Genomic DNA, 14408 nt, shown 5'->3' with positions numbered 1-14408 from the left:
AAAGGGATCGCAAAACCCATTTATTGATAAAAGTCGGAGTAAGTTAATGGCAATATTGAAAATTCTAACTGATGATAACCCACGCCTACGGCTTAAATCTCAGAAAGTCGTCAAGTTTGATAAAGGATTGCGTCAGTTAGCGACAAATTTGATTCAGACGATGCAGCAATCTAATGGGGTTGGCATCAGTGCGCCACAGGTCGGCGAATTGATCAAGCTGATAGTGGTGGATGTTCCGGAAGATATGGATTATGAAGGAAGTCCGGGATTTAAAGCGGTTGTAGTTAACCCTGAGATTGTAAAATGCGAGGGCGAGCAGTTGGGCGAAGAAGGCTGCTTGAGCGTACCGGGTTGGTATGGTGAAGTTAAACGCTTCAAAGATATAACCGTCAGAGGGCAAGATGTATTCGGTAAGCCGGTAAAAATTAAAGCCAGTGACTTTACAGCGGTGGTTTTCCAACATGAAATTGACCATCTGAGCGGTATCCTGTTTACCGATCTGGTGCTTCCCAACACCTTGCACAAAGCAAAAGCGGCGGAAGACTCCATTAAGGATGAAATCGAGGAAAAAGTAGGTGAGACCATTTAATCCATAGGTAGTCGAATCAGCATCGAGAGAGTGCACGCTAATGTACTCTCTTTTTTTGCTTGCTTACCTATTGACTTTATATCTTCAGAATGCTATTATGCTTTTGACAAGCTTTAACCAAAATCTCATATAGCTTGTTAGAAGTAAAAGGAGGTGATGCCCATGATTGATAACCGTAAGGGCATCGCCGGAGGTCTGGTTCGCTAGATCGCCTGCGATGCCCCACTAACTGCCTCGGCAGTATAAAAAAAGCCGCATGCCAGCAAGCTGGTTGCGGCTTTTTGAATTATAGGAGGGATTTATTTCAAGAATGAATATAGAAATTCCGCATAGCGCCTTGGTAGTTGGCGCACACCCTGATGATGCTGAGTTTGGTTGCGCCGGTACAGTTGCAAAATGGACACGGGCGGGTTGTGAAATCCACTATCTGATGTTGACCAGTGGTGACAAAGGCTCTGAAGACCCAGAAGCCGATCTAGCTGAATTACGCCAGATTCGCGAACAGGAACAACTTGAAGCAGCAAAAATACTTGGGGTGGCGGGTTGTACCTTCCTGCGCTTGAGTGATGGTGAGGTTGTCAATAATCTTGAATTGCGAGGATTGATAGTACGCGAGATTCGCCGCTTCAAACCGGAAGTAATTTTTACATGGGATCCGTTAACGCGCCTCTATCGTATGCATCCCGATCATCGCGCTTGCGGTCAAGCAACACTTGATGCGGCTTTTCCCGCCGCAATGATGCCGCACAGCTACCCGGAGCATCTTCGCAAGGAAGGGCTAAGTGTACACCGCACCAAACGGCTGCTATTGTTCGGTACAGATGACCCCGATTATGTAAGCGACATAAGCGATACACTTGAATTGAAATTTGAGGCAATGCGCAAGCATCCTAGCCAATTCAGTATGGACAATCCGGCTTTCATGGAACGGATGACAAAACGCGCTCAGGATGCCGCCAAAGAACAATCTTTTGAGTTCGGCGAAAGTTTCAAGCTGGTGCAGTTAGAAATGTAACTGTTCCCCTTATGCCAAAACATTCTGGAAGGAAAGAAAAAGTGACTGTAACAACTGATAACGAAACTCTTGAAACGCTTATAGATATTTATATCAAAGATTTGCTAGAAACATTCCCCATAGTTGGCACCGCTTGCGGGTTACATGAATACGATGGGCGACTGCCCGATACCAGCGCCACTACTTTCCGAAATCGTATGTTGCAATTAAAAGAATTCAGGGAGCGTGTACGCATAATCGGCATTTCGCTGGATGATAAAGAAAGTAAGTTCGATTACGAACTCCTATTGCACTGTATTGACAAAGAATTGTTCTCGCTAGAAGAAATGCGTGAACACGAAATCAGCCCCTTGTATTACGGGGGATTAACCGATGTCAGCGTGTACATAAAACGGGATTATGCTCCGCTGGAACATCGCCTCGAAATGGTCATCCGGCATCTAGAAAAGCTTCCGAAAGCGTTAGGGCAGGGACTCGAAAACCTTGAGATGTCACTATCCCGCCCGGCATTGGAAACTGCATTGGAAATGTTCAAAGGCATTATCACCTATCTTGAAGGTGATGTAACCACGCAGTTTGTGGAGTTGAACAACGCCACGTTAACCGCACAGTACACCGCCACTTGTCAGAAAGCCATTGAAGCGATAAACAACTACATAGATGGTCTAGAAAAGCGTCTGCCGCTTTCTCATAATAACTTTGCTATAGGCGCAGAACGCTATCGTAGAATGCTTTTCTTTGGTGAAATGGTTGGGCTTCCTCTCGATGAACTGCTTGAGGTGGGGCAGCGAAACCTGCGCGTGAATCAGGAGTTGCTAAGGAGTGCTTGCCAAAAATTTGCACCTGATCTTACGGTTCAGGAAGCGATGGCAAAAATGGCGAGCCATCATCCCACACCTGAGAGCCTGATAGCCGATACCACCGCCAAGTTGGAAGAAGTGCGTCAATTTCTAATCGAACACAATATTATAAGTGTTCCAAGCGAAGTCCGTTGTATAGTGGCTGAAACTCCTCCTTTTATGCGCTGGGCTTTCGCATTCATGGATACTCCCGGTGCATTTGAGGAAATCGCTACCCAATCTTATTACTATATCACTCCGGTAGAATCTCACTGGACTGAGCAACAAAAAGAGGAATGGCTAACCAAATTTGATTATTTTACCCTACAGGATGTCAGCATCCATGAAGCCTATCCCGGTCATTATTTGCATTACATGCATTTCAAATTATTGAATAATAGATTGCGGCGATTGTTATGGTCTGCCAGTTACAGCTATTCTTTTGTAGAGGGTTGGGCGCATTACACCGAGCAAATGATGATAGAGGAAGGCTACGGGACAAATGACCCACGTTACCATATGGCGCAGCTTTCTGAAGCCCTACTGCGTAATTGCCGCTATATAGTGTCTATCATGATGCACACACAGGGCATGGGCGTGGAGGAAGCCACCCGCTTTTTCATGGAAAATGCCTATATGGAAGAAACCCCTGCCGCCAGCGAAGCCCGTCGTGGCACATTTGATCCGGGATACCTCAATTATACTTTGGGTAAATTGCTGATTTTGAAGTTGCGCGAGGATTACAAAAAGGAAAAAGGCGAGGCGTTTAGTCTGCGCGAATTCCATGATCAATTATTGGCATATGGCGCACCACCGGTGCCGTTGGTCAAAACTATGCTCTTAAATAACAACAACAGCGAAGTGCTTTAACTAACAAGGTTCAATCGGGAATTATCAGACATAATAAAAAGAGCACCGCTGCTCATCAGTGCCCTTCTGTCTAGGAGGAGTTTAAGAGAAGATTTTGGAGGAAATTTACTTACTAAAAATAAAATAAGTAAAAATTATTGCTGTTATAAGTATCAGATTTTTCTACCTGTTTTCTTACATTTACATTCTAGCCTTTAATCACCTATCCCTTTATGTGGTATATCACATAAGAAGTGTGATTTAAGTCACATGAAAAGTGTGATGCAGATCACATTGCTTCCAAAGCATAGCCGATTAGAAGCTATACAGAAGAAAACCGCCGCCAGCCGCCAATACTAAGATCACTATAACCGGAACACGATTGCTGAAAGCAAGCAAAAAGGCAGCGCCACCAACGATAAAACTTCTTATATCAAAACCGAGCGAGATAACTATTGACCAACTAACAGTCAAAACCAACCCCACCGAGGCGAGTTGGATTCCGCGCATCAAACCCTGTGCCCATGCTTTGCTCTCAATTCGGTTGTACACAGCAGAAACAACCAATACAAGAGCGGGAGGGATCATTATTGCCAGCAGCGTCAGAATAGCTCCTAAAAAGCCATTTGTGAGGTAGCCGAGGCTGATAACCCACAAGCCGTTTGGTCCGGGACTTAATTGCCCGATAGTAACCGCATGCCCAAAATCAGCTTCCTGCGCCAAACCATTATCAATTAAATCCTGATGCAAGCTGGGAAGATTAGCTAAGCCACCCGAACTGAATAAAGAAGCCTTTAGAAAATAAAGGAAATAGGCAAATTGATTCACTGGTTTTCAGCTTTTTCCGTAGATTTTGAAAATAAGGGCAAGACTAGCGCGCCAAAAAATCCCATCCCCACCAATAAAACAAATACCTGCACTTTTGCCAGCAATATCAAGGCTACGCACAAAGCAATAATCAAGCAAGCAACCAACACACTGAACCAACCTTCTTTCTTGCTTTTTCTCAAAAGCGGGCGCGCGGTTCTGAGTCCAACTAGTAACATCAAGCCACTAGTAGCCGGAACTATTCCTTTTAGCATAGCCTGAACTGCCGGGAGATTCTGGATTCCTAGGAAAACGATGGTAAGCAATAAAGTAATAGCCGCGCTGGGTAACATAAGAGCCAATCCTGAAACCACCATACCCTTTGCACCACCCAGTTTGCGCCCGATTAAAATACAAAGAGAGAGCAAGTTAACGCCGGGCACAATACCGCACATCGCCCAGTAACGAAGGTATTCTTCTTCGCTAAGCCAATGGTATTTTTCCACGAAGGTGCGAAATATAAAGAACTGGGTGGAAGGTCCTCCCCCAAACGATTGAATCCCTATTGCAGCCCATAGTTTGAGCAGCTTAAACAAACTAACTGTGGGTTGACTGCTTGTTCCGGTTACCAAACTAAATCTCCTCTTTGTGCTATAAAAGCAGGAGGGCGCGCAATTAGCACGCCCTCCGACTACATATTGGTTTATCTCAAAACCGTAGCAACTACTTTAAGCCCAGCGTACCAGACCCAGTTCGTGCTTACTGGTAAGTGCAGGGTGTGTGGGCAGCACACGTACACCCATCACAATACTACCACCTTGCGAAACTTTGACGTTGGCAGCGTAATTATAGAGTGAGTTCTGGTCGGGACCACTGACAAGCTCCATAGTGATTATCTCTTGGTTTACCAGATTACCATCGTCATCGCGCGCCATCAAAAATTCTACCACCACGTCCGAAGGTCTTAGTTGTCCTAAGAACGTTTGCGCAGTTACTTTAAACTCCTGACCCAAAGCCAACTTGGATTCAGCAGGAGTTTTAGCGGAAATCGCCACCCGATTCCAACCATCGTAAATTGCACGTTTCCACGAGCTTAAAGTTTTAGCTCCGGCATAATTTTCGGTCGAAAGCATCAACGTTTGCTTGATGGAAGAAATGTAGAATTTGTTAGTGTAATCCTTCAGCATGCGTCGGGTGCTAAAGTAAGGAGCAACCGTTTTGATTGACTCTTTCATAACCTTGATCCAGCCTAGGGGCAAGCCATTCTCATCACGATTGAAGTAAGTAGGTACAATATCGTTTTCCAGCAAGTTATATAGAGCAAGACTATCTGCCTCATCCTGTATATCTTGGCTCTGGTAGGTGCGTTCTTCCCCGATAGCCCAACCGTTTTTACCGTTATAGGCTTCTGGCCACCACCCGTCAAGAATGGAGGCGTTAGGAACACCGTTAAGGGCTGCTTTCTGTCCACTGGTTCCGCTGGCTTCATTAGGGCGAATAGGGTTGTTTAACCACATATCAACCCCCTGCACCAAATAGCGACCCATATTCATATCGTAATTTTCAAGGAACACGATACGACCTTCAAAGCCCTCTTGCCGGGAAATCTGATGGACGCGCTGGATAAAGCTCTTTCCGGGTTCATCGGCAGGGTGCGCTTTTCCGGCAAACACAATCTGTACCGGGCGTTTTTTATCGCCTAAAAGTTTCTGGATTCGCGCCACATCTCTGAACACAAGGGTAGCACGTTTATAGGTGGCGAAGCGACGGGCGAAACCAATCGTAAAGGCGTTTTCGTCAAAGATATGCCCTGCCTCTTCTACCGAGCCAGTACCTTCACCCACCTCTACCCGCATTTGGATAACTCTTTTACGGAGGAACTCAATCAAGGTCTTTTTTGCCCGACAGTGAATATCCCACAACACTTGATCGGGGATTTTATCAATCGCCTGCCACATCGCCGGGTCATCAATCCGCTCTTTCCAATCCGCGCCCAGATACTGGGTATAAAGCTCATCTAGTTCAGGAGCAAGCCAAGTTTGGGTATGAATACCGTTGGTAACATGGTCAACCGGCACTTCATCGGCATCTACACCGGGCCATAGCCACTGCCACATCCGACGTGATACCGAACCATGCAAAGCACTCACACCATTATGCTGGTTAGAAAGGCGCATAGCCAGCACGGTCATGCTATAACCGGGACCCCAAGGTTGGTCGTGACGGGCGAGATTCATGAAACCATCGCGGTCAATTCCCAAATAAGGCCAGAAGCTACCGAAATAGCGGTCTACGAGGTCGTGATTGAAAACATCGTTTCCTGCTGCAACCGGGGTATGAGTAGTAAACACGCCAGATGCGGCAGCCGCTTCTTTAGCCTGATCAAAGCTAAGCCCTTGCGTCTGTACTAATTCGCGCACCCGTTCCAAACCTTGAAATACTGGGTGGCTGTCGTTAGAGTGATATACGGTGGCAGCAATACCGAGCGCTCGCAAAGCGCGTACACCACCGATACCAAGTACTATTTCCTGCATAATCCGTAATTCGTGGTCGCCGCCATAGAGCCGTGCGGTAAGGTCACGGTCGCTGGGAAGGTTGGGGTCAACGTCGGTATCCATCAAGTATAAAGGCACTCTGCCCACTTGAATTTTCCAGACTTTGGCATAAACCTTACGTCCGGGTAAATCGACCGAAATTACTACTTCCTCGCCCTTTGCGTTAACTGCGGCAGTAGCAGGCACTTCCGAAAAGTGTATTTTCTCATAGAAGGCTTCCTGTCGCCCATCGTAGTTTATGCGCTGAATAAAATAGCCCTGTGGATAAAGGAAGCCCACTCCTACCAGAGGCAAACCAATGTCGCTAGCTGCTTTGCAATGATCACCAGCCAATACGCCCAGACCACCGCTATAAATAGGCAGCGCTTCGTGCAAACCGAATTCTGCGGAGAAATACGCGATTACTTTATCCTTATATTCAGGATAAGTATCCTTATACCAAGTGGATGTGGGGTTCATGTAAGCATCGAAAGCTTCCAGAACGCTATCGTATTTTTTTAAGAACTCCTCATCGGCAGCAGCCTTCTCTAGCTTGGCAGGTTCCACATTGCTAAGAAAGCGTACCGTGTTGTGATTCAATTCATCCCACAGTTCAGAATCGATGGTACGATACAATTCTTGGGCTGTATAATTCCAACTCCACCAGAGGTTGAAAGCCAGCTCATAGAGTCGGGTGATGCGTTGCGGCATTACGGGGAAGACCGAAACGCGGCTGATAATTTTCACTAGTTACAGCTCCTTTTTGCGTTAACTACATATTGGATGAAACAATGGTTAAGAACGAACCCCGTTGTTCATCGTGTATTTTACCTTAAAAATAACATAAATGCTAAAGGAAAACTAATTCTTAGAGTTTTTCCTTCTCGGCTGACTCAGCCGCTCATTACTGAAAGCCAATTTTTGATTCAGCCGTTCGAGCGATTCGAGAGGTAGCTGAAGTAGCACAATCTCAGCTTCAGTTGGATGCCACTGATATTTTTCAAGATCAACGGTGAAATCCTCGCGAATCTCAACGCCATCTGCCTCAAGTTCGGCACGATGTGCCAGTTGCCCACCCCAGCCATAGCCTGCCGCCAACCCGCCATAGCGATTTACCACGCGCTGGCAAGGCACTTGATATTCTTCGGGAACGCTATGCAAAGCCCATCCTACTTGTCGGCTGGCACGTGGCACACCTAGCAGCAAAGCAATCTGCCCATAGGTCATCACTTTGCCTTTGGGTATAGCTTTTACAATTTTATAAACTTGTTGCGAGAAGGTGCTTTCCATATACCCTAACAAGGATTCTGAACCAAGAACAAGGGAGTTTGAACTCCGAATTACAGTATCTCTACTTTTTCACAAACAGGTTTGGGCGACAGCGACCTAGACGAATTTACTGTTGCATTAATTTTATCAGGGATGTATCATCTCCCTATCCGAGCCAAGTATATCAGAATATGAATCTAACCTCTAACCGCCGATAAGCGGCAGACAGGAACAATATATATGCTGTACCGATATTCCCGTTGGGATGGCACTCAACAGGTATTCCCTTTTGACGCTGAAGAAATAATGGAAGAGCTGAGCAAAGAACTGATAGATGATAATTTCAGTGATTTGAATAATGCTCTCCAGAAACTTTATCGCTGGGGTTTGAACGGACCTATGAATGAACGCATGCCCGGTTTGCAGGACTTGATGGAAAAGTTGCGAGCAATGAGGCAAGCGGAAATGAATCGCTATGACCTCGATTCGGTAATGCAGGACATCAAAGAAAAACTGGATAGTATAGTCAATAAAGAGCAAACGGGCTTACAACGCCGTCTGGATGAAACCGCCAACAGTGAAGAAAAAGCCTTGCGCCAATTGCTTGAAAAGCAAGTTGCCAAAAAACAACAGTTCCTCCGTGACATGCCTAAAGACCCAGGAGGGCAATTGCGCAAACTCTCCGATTACGAATTTATGGATGCAGATGCACGGCAAGAATTTCAAGAGCTAATGCAGATGATCCAGCAGCAGATTCTGGGTAGCTATTTCCAAGGCATGAAACAGGCAATGGAAAACATTACGCCTGAAGATATGAACCAAATGCGCGAAATGGTTCAGGATTTGAACCAAATGCTGCAAGACCGAGCGCAGGGCAAAGAACCCAAGTTCCAGCAATTTATGCAGAAATGGGGGCAGTTCTTTCCACCCGGTATAAATAGCCTAGATGAACTCATCAAGCATATGCAAAAGCAGATGGCACAAATGCAATCCTTGATGAATAGCATGTCGCCTGAACAGCGTCGCCAGCTTGAAAGTATGATGCAGGCAATGTTGAAAGATGACCGGATGCGTATGGAGTTGGCGCGGTTGGCAGCGAACCTTGAACAGCTTTATCCAATGCGCGGAATGAACCAGCGTTATCCTTTTCAGGGGGATGAACAACTGGGTTTAGGCGAAGCGATGGATTTGATGCAACGCTTACAACAGATGGATCAGCTTGAACAAGAGCTTAAGGACATCCAGTACGGCAGAAAAGGTTTAAACAGCCTCGATGAACAACAACTACAAGACTTGATGGGTGAAGAAGCTGCCGCTACCCTAGAGCGTCTCAAGGAATTAACCCGCATACTGGAAGAAGCAGGTTATATTGAAAAAAATGGCAACCGCTTCGAGCTTACCCCGCGTGGTATGCGCAAAATCGGACAGAAAGCCCTCAAGGACATTTTCACACAGTTGAAAAAAGACAGTTTTGGCAAGCACAAAACCAGCCTAGTAGGTTCAGGTGGTGAGCGCACCGACATTGGCAAGAAATACGAATTCGGCGACCCCTTCCTGCTAGACCTAGAAGAAACGGTAATGAATGCAGTTTTCCGGGAAGGGCAAGGCACACCTGTGCGAATCCGCCCGGAAGATTTCGAGGTGTACCGCACCGAGTTGATGACTTCCTCCTCTACCGTACTGATGCTGGATATGAGCCGTTCTATGATTCTGCGCAATTGCTGGGCAGCCGCTAAAAAAGTGGCAATGGCGCTCAATGCCCTAATACGTTCGCAGTTTCCAAGAGATAATTTGTATATCATCGGTTTTAGTGATCGGGCACGAATGCTTCAACCGGAGAGCCTCACCCAAATTACTTGGAACGAATATGTCTATGGCACTAATATGCAACATGGTTTTATGATGGCGCGTCAGTTGTTGGGTAGGCATAAATCCGGCAACAAACAAATCATCATGATTACCGATGGTGAGCCAACCGCCCATATCGAAGAAGACGGAGAAGTTTTCTTCAGCTACCCGCCCACCAGTCGCACCTTCCAAGAAACTTTAAAAGAGGTTACACGCTGTACCCGTGACCAGATTGTGATTAACACCTTCATGCTAGAAAAAAGCAAATATCTGGCGCATTTCGTCGAGCAAATGACCAAAATCAACAAAGGGCGCGCCTTCTACGCCTCGCCGGAAAGTTTAGGCGAGTATATCTTGGTTGACTACGTAAGTAGTAAGAAAAAGCATGTAAAGTAAATCAAATTTTAAATTATTGCCTCTTTCCTGACTTGGAAAGAGGCAATTTTATTGTATAATAAATACAGTAAACTTTGAATATGAGGGAAACAAAAGCTTATGCCTCAATTCGATTTGCAAACAATAGTTGCAACTGTTTCCTTCAGCGCCTACCTCTGGGTTGGTTTATATTTACTATCTCGCGCTTCTACCTTTAGCCCGCTTATAACCATCAGCGTAGTTGGTTCACTTCTCCAATCGGCTTATTTCTTTCACAACGTAGCGGTCAACATTGTGACAGGCTATGAGCTAAGTGTAGCGGTAAACCGCCTCGGCTGGTGGACTAATACTTTGCCTATTGCCTTCTGGTTTCACGTGAGCTTGCTAGTATGGCGGCGCGGCAAACCTGCCAGTATCTTTCCGCCTATCGTGACTATCATATATACCCTTGCGGTTTTAATTACCCTTATCGGTTATTCCACAAACCTGTTACTGGATTATGATGGGAAATTCTATGATCGCCCGGAACATCTGTATGTCAAAGCCGGACCTTTTTACTGGTTTTTCATTGTATATCTCGCACTGGCAGGGTTCGGAGCTTGCATCAATTTAATCCGATTATATATTCTAATGAGAAGCGGGAAAGAGCCTTCCTCAGCATCAAGTCGCACAAAAATAGTAATGTTAGCGACAGGGGCGTTCTGTTTTATCATAGGTGGCATCTATCTTGCCATTAAAGTAAATTTCTACCTCACCGAATTTCCCGACCTGCCAGCCCATATACTGTTATTGGTAGGCTTAGGTTTGTTCGGTTACGCTATAACCCATTACGACTTGCTGGTAGAAGGTAAAGAAATCGGGCGTGACTTTGCCTATAGCTTCATTTCAATTCTATTGTTCAATTTTATCTATATTGGATCGATGGCAATCGTTGGTTTTAATTCGCCGATTTCGGTACTGATAATGACCGGGCTGATAACCACCAGTCATACTTTATACGACCGCTTGCGCGACATATTGGATAAATTCTTCTTCAGTAAAGCCGAGCAAGTAGCCCGTACTGAAGCGCGTGAATATGCCTCAGAATTAGCTTTCCAGCCTGCGCCCGTGCCAGAAATTCAGCCGTTGGAAGAAAATACGATTCCACTTGTTACCAATCAGGGTCAAATACCGGAAGTAGAAGGGGGATTCAGCCAAAAAGCCTTTAAAGATGCGGTACGGCGCGCCATTTCCAGCCTCAAAAATTCCCCCCAACTCGTTAAAAGCCCCTTGTTGAGCCTGAATGTCGTGGAAAAAAGGCTCAAATTGCAGGATTTAGAAGATAATCGCCTAAATCGTGCCACAACCCTCAAAAGCCTTTTAACAGAGCTGATTGAGCGATTGCGCCCGGATGGCGCAATTTTCGGTACTTCAGAAGCGTGGCGCTATTACAATTCTCTATATTTCCCCTATATTCGAGAAGTTTCCAAGAAAAACGCCTTTGCCGAAGCCCGCAGATTGGCAGAAGAAAGACGTAAAAATGGCAATCGGGAACCCGGAGAAATAGAAAAGGTGTTGGAATGGCTCAGCGATGTGGACGAAGATACCTTTTACAAGTGGCAGCGACGCGGTTCCGATACCATCGCTGAAATCTTAATGGAAGAAGAAACCAACCTCAAGTCCGTTAAAATTGCGGTTTAGGTACCCGCGGCTGCCAATTTGAGCGCTTTCATATATGCCATTATTTTAGTAATATCGTCCTCACTGAGCACCGTATTGGCGGGCATCGCCTCTCTACCATTCCGAATTATATTGCGAATTGTAGCATCACCTAAATTGAGCGTACTAAGGCGAGGACCGATTCCAGCTTTGCGTCCCTCTGCCGAGTGGCAAACGTCACATTTTCCTTGTTGCGAGAAAAGCGCCTTGCCTTGCAAAGCAATTGGATCAAGATTAGCAGGAGCAGGGGTCTCTTTGGTATCGTTAAGTGTTAAAAGGAGCATAACGAATACAGCTATCAGCAATATACCGAACAACACCAACCCGAAAAATACGGGCGAAACGCCATTTTGCGCATCGCCCGATGGATTATTTTCTTTTACTTCATTGGACATAGGGGTTATAGTACTCCTGCTTTCTTGAGAGCGGCAAGTGCTTGCGAAAAAGCCTCGACCGTTTGGTCAATATCTTCTTCGGTGTGTGCAATTGATACAAACCCTCCATGACCACCCATTAACTGCACTCCTCGCAAATCCATCTCAAGGCGTAGCGGTTCCACCACTTCGGGTAAAAGACTCGTTTTGAGGCGGGCTTGCACTTCGGGTTTCTTAAAGTAGGGCAAAAAATCCTCTGATAACAAGTTTCCGTCTTCGGGCAATTCCACTACATAAGGCGCACCAAGCAACACATGGAAAACCGACCCGCGACCGTAAGAAGTAGCTTTCCCCTTCAAACCTGCATCGAGAATAGCGCCACGTAATCCACTACGAAGTCTTTCAGCCAATCTTCCAATATAATCATAAAGCGTAGTTTGCGCGTTTGGCTCTGCAATCAGCGAAAGCGCAGCCACACCTGCCGCGGCAGAAAGAGGATTGCCGTTGAAAGTACCATGATGGCGAATGAATTTTTTCCCGGAAGCAGGATCGAATACCGCCATTATTTCACGGCTACCAACCACCGCACCACCGTTCAAACCACCCGCCAGTATTTTGGCAAGGCAAGTTAAATCTGGTAATACCCCTTCGATTGCCTGAATACCACCCGGTCCGTAGCGAAAGCCGCTTACAATCTCATCGTAAATTAATAGCGCCCCTTCCCGCCGGGTTAGATCTCGCAGTCCCGCCAATAAACCGGGCGGATTTGGAACAGCGCCATAGCTTGCGCCATCGGCTTCCAATATAACCGCCGCTATATTTTTATCCGCCGCAAAGGCTTTCTCAATCTCTTGTAGGTCAGGGCTTAACACCAATATGTTGTCCGCTACCGCCTGTGGAATACCTATCGGTGCAACTTTGCTTTGATTTACACTGCTATAATCGTTCCAACCGTGAAAGCGCCCTTCCAGCTTCAGAATTTTCTCGCGCCCGGTAACGGTTCGGGCAAGACGCATCGCCATCATAGTAGCTTCGGTGCCACTGCTGAAGAAACGCACCTGCTCGGCGCTGGGAATCAATTTGCAAATTAGTTGCGCCCAACGCACCTCACCGGGATGGTTGCCGCCCAGATGAGTACCGCGAGAAGCTTGTTCTACCAGTGCCTGAGTAATAACCGGATGAGAGTGACCAAAAATAAGTGAGCCGTGTCCCATCCAATAATCAATATAACGATGCCCATCCACATCCCATTTATAAGCTCCCTGAGCGCGCTCGAAATATAAACCCGGCGCTGTTTCCCAATAACGACTGGCATGCGTTGCCCCGGTTGGGAAAACCTGTTGCGCTTCTTCGTATAATTCAAGCGAGGTGGGGTTTTGTGCCAGAAATTCATCAAGGCTATTAGTAACTTTAGCAGTCATTTTTTTATCTCCCTGCAAGCGGATTAAATAACAGGAGCGATTGTAACAAAGCATAGGCGGGCTTGGCAAACCAGCGGTATAGTGTCAAAGAGATGTCGAAAAAACCGTTTGTAGCCTATGCTATATTTTTTTTGCTCAAAAAAGATTACACTTTTTTTCAACGAGTATAAGGGCACTCGCAGGTTTTTTGCTCATGCAACGCTGCGGAGCCTGAACATGTAATAGGCTCAAGCTAGAGAGGATGGTCTTATGCCCATTAGACAGCCAAAACAATCGCGCAACGTTACCTCTGTATTAGGGGATGTGCCGGTGCAGCTTACAGTACTAGGAGTCTGGCTTACTGGCATTGCCATTGGCGTTGTAATGCTTCTGCTCATCGTACTTCCCAATTCGCTTGGCAATAACAAGGTGATTCCGGCAAACTTGGCTTCTGCTGATTTTACCAACTACAGCCAGATTGATCCGGTAGTTTACAAACAGTATGCCACAGATGGCAAAAAGGTTTTCAGTCTGAAATGCCAAATTTGCCATGCAGTAGGAGGTACTGCTGCAACAGGGCTTGGACCACGCCTTGATCGCAGCTTTAACGCCCGTGATGCCAATTTTATAATTAAGCAGGTGCGGTTTGGTGTTTATGGTCCGCAGCAACAAACAGGTATGCCTTACTTTAAAGAAAAATTGGCAGATGATAATGACCCTTATCCATACGTTATCAGCCCTCAAGAGCTTTACCAAGTAACCGTTTACCTGCGCTCTATTCAGTTAGCACCACGTGGTCCCAAGCCGTAAT

Annotated in this window: 12 protein-coding genes; 6 read left to right on the top strand and 6 right to left on the bottom strand. The window is 46.1% G+C overall.

Features of this window, described 5'->3' with window-relative positions; translation table 11 throughout:
* Nucleotides 1-46: 46 nt before the first annotated feature.
* The 3 genes from def to OZ401_RS18035 all read left to right on the top strand — a co-directional run bounded on the left by def (nucleotide 47) and on the right by OZ401_RS18035 (nucleotide 3313).
* Nucleotides 47-589, top strand: a complete 543-nt coding sequence (gene def / locus OZ401_RS18045) for a peptide deformylase (protein WP_341469913.1) — start codon at nucleotides 47-49, stop codon at nucleotides 587-589.
* Nucleotides 590-899: 310 nt separating this feature from the next.
* Nucleotides 900-1604: a PIG-L deacetylase family protein gene (locus OZ401_RS18040; protein ID WP_341469912.1), complete on the top strand. Its 705-nt coding sequence runs from the start codon at nucleotides 900-902 to the stop codon at nucleotides 1602-1604.
* Between the two features lie 41 nt (nucleotides 1605-1645).
* On the top strand, nucleotides 1646-3313 hold the full coding sequence (locus OZ401_RS18035; RefSeq protein ID WP_341469911.1) for a DUF885 domain-containing protein: 1668 nt from the start codon (nucleotides 1646-1648) through the stop codon (nucleotides 3311-3313).
* 294 nt (nucleotides 3314-3607) lie between these two features.
* Here OZ401_RS18035 and OZ401_RS18030 read toward each other — a convergent pair whose 3' ends face one another.
* The 4 genes from OZ401_RS18030 to OZ401_RS18015 form a co-directional block, all read right to left on the bottom strand.
* Complete coding sequence (locus OZ401_RS18030) at nucleotides 3608-4120, bottom strand: chromate transporter (protein WP_341469910.1); 513 nt, start codon at nucleotides 4118-4120, stop codon at nucleotides 3608-3610.
* Nucleotides 4117-4731, bottom strand: a complete 615-nt coding sequence (locus OZ401_RS18025) for a chromate transporter (protein ID WP_341469909.1) — start codon at nucleotides 4729-4731, stop codon at nucleotides 4117-4119. The genes OZ401_RS18030 and OZ401_RS18025 overlap by 4 nt, the downstream gene beginning before the upstream one ends.
* Before the next feature lie 96 nt (nucleotides 4732-4827).
* Nucleotides 4828-7380, bottom strand: coding sequence for an alpha-glucan family phosphorylase (gene glgP / locus OZ401_RS18020; RefSeq protein ID WP_341469908.1), 2553 nt, complete (start codon nucleotides 7378-7380; stop codon nucleotides 4828-4830).
* A gap of 114 nt (nucleotides 7381-7494) precedes the next feature.
* Nucleotides 7495-7923: an MGMT family protein gene (locus OZ401_RS18015; protein ID WP_341469907.1), complete on the bottom strand. Its 429-nt coding sequence runs from the start codon at nucleotides 7921-7923 to the stop codon at nucleotides 7495-7497.
* A gap of 219 nt (nucleotides 7924-8142) precedes the next feature.
* Between OZ401_RS18015 and OZ401_RS18010 the strand changes: the two genes are divergently transcribed.
* Together OZ401_RS18010 and OZ401_RS18005 are read left to right on the top strand one after the other, a co-directional pair.
* A complete protein-coding gene (locus OZ401_RS18010; RefSeq protein ID WP_341469906.1) occupies nucleotides 8143-10146 on the top strand; it encodes a vWA domain-containing protein in 2004 nt (667 codons plus the stop codon).
* 99 nt (nucleotides 10147-10245) lie between these two features.
* Entirely contained in the window at nucleotides 10246-11805 is a 1560-nt protein-coding gene (locus OZ401_RS18005; protein WP_341469905.1) for a hypothetical protein, read from the top strand.
* Here the strand turns inward: OZ401_RS18005 and OZ401_RS18000 are convergent.
* Nucleotides 11802-12218 (bottom strand): c-type cytochrome, encoded by a 417-nt coding sequence (locus OZ401_RS18000; protein ID WP_341469904.1) that lies wholly within the window; start codon nucleotides 12216-12218, stop codon nucleotides 11802-11804. The genes OZ401_RS18005 and OZ401_RS18000 overlap by 4 nt on opposite strands.
* Nucleotides 12219-12223: 5 nt before the next feature.
* Entirely contained in the window at nucleotides 12224-13618 is a 1395-nt protein-coding gene (locus tag OZ401_RS17995) for an aspartate aminotransferase family protein (RefSeq protein ID WP_341469903.1), read from the bottom strand.
* A 249-nt stretch (nucleotides 13619-13867) separates the two neighbouring features.
* Here OZ401_RS17995 and OZ401_RS17990 point away from each other — a divergent pair, with 249 nt between their 5' ends.
* Nucleotides 13868-14407: a c-type cytochrome gene (locus tag OZ401_RS17990; protein WP_341469902.1), complete on the top strand. Its 540-nt coding sequence runs from the start codon at nucleotides 13868-13870 to the stop codon at nucleotides 14405-14407.
* Nucleotide 14408: the final 1 nt, after the last annotated feature.

The sequence above is a fragment of the Candidatus Chlorohelix allophototropha genome (assembly GCF_030389965.1).
Classification (GTDB): Bacteria; Chloroflexota; Chloroflexia; order Chloroheliales; family Chloroheliaceae; genus Chlorohelix; species Chlorohelix allophototropha.
This window is presented reverse-complemented; position numbering and strand designations above follow the sequence as displayed.

Excerpts from the sequence above, each read along its gene's own strand:
- def (WP_341469913.1), top strand. The coding sequence starts at position 47 with ATGGCAATATTGAAAATTCTAACTGATGATAACCCACGCCTACGGCTT.
- OZ401_RS18040 (WP_341469912.1), top strand. The coding sequence starts at position 900 with ATGAATATAGAAATTCCGCATAGCGCCTTGGTAGTTGGCGCACACCCT.
- OZ401_RS18015 (WP_341469907.1), bottom strand. The coding sequence starts at position 7,923 with ATGGAAAGCACCTTCTCGCAACAAGTTTATAAAATTGTAAAAGCTATA.
- OZ401_RS18010 (WP_341469906.1), top strand. The coding sequence starts at position 8,143 with ATGCTGTACCGATATTCCCGTTGGGATGGCACTCAACAGGTATTCCCT.
- OZ401_RS18005 (WP_341469905.1), top strand. The coding sequence starts at position 10,246 with ATGCCTCAATTCGATTTGCAAACAATAGTTGCAACTGTTTCCTTCAGC.
- OZ401_RS18000 (WP_341469904.1), bottom strand. The coding sequence starts at position 12,218 with ATGTCCAATGAAGTAAAAGAAAATAATCCATCGGGCGATGCGCAAAAT.
- OZ401_RS17995 (WP_341469903.1), bottom strand. The coding sequence starts at position 13,618 with ATGACTGCTAAAGTTACTAATAGCCTTGATGAATTTCTGGCACAAAAC.
- OZ401_RS17990 (WP_341469902.1), top strand. The coding sequence starts at position 13,868 with ATGCCCATTAGACAGCCAAAACAATCGCGCAACGTTACCTCTGTATTA.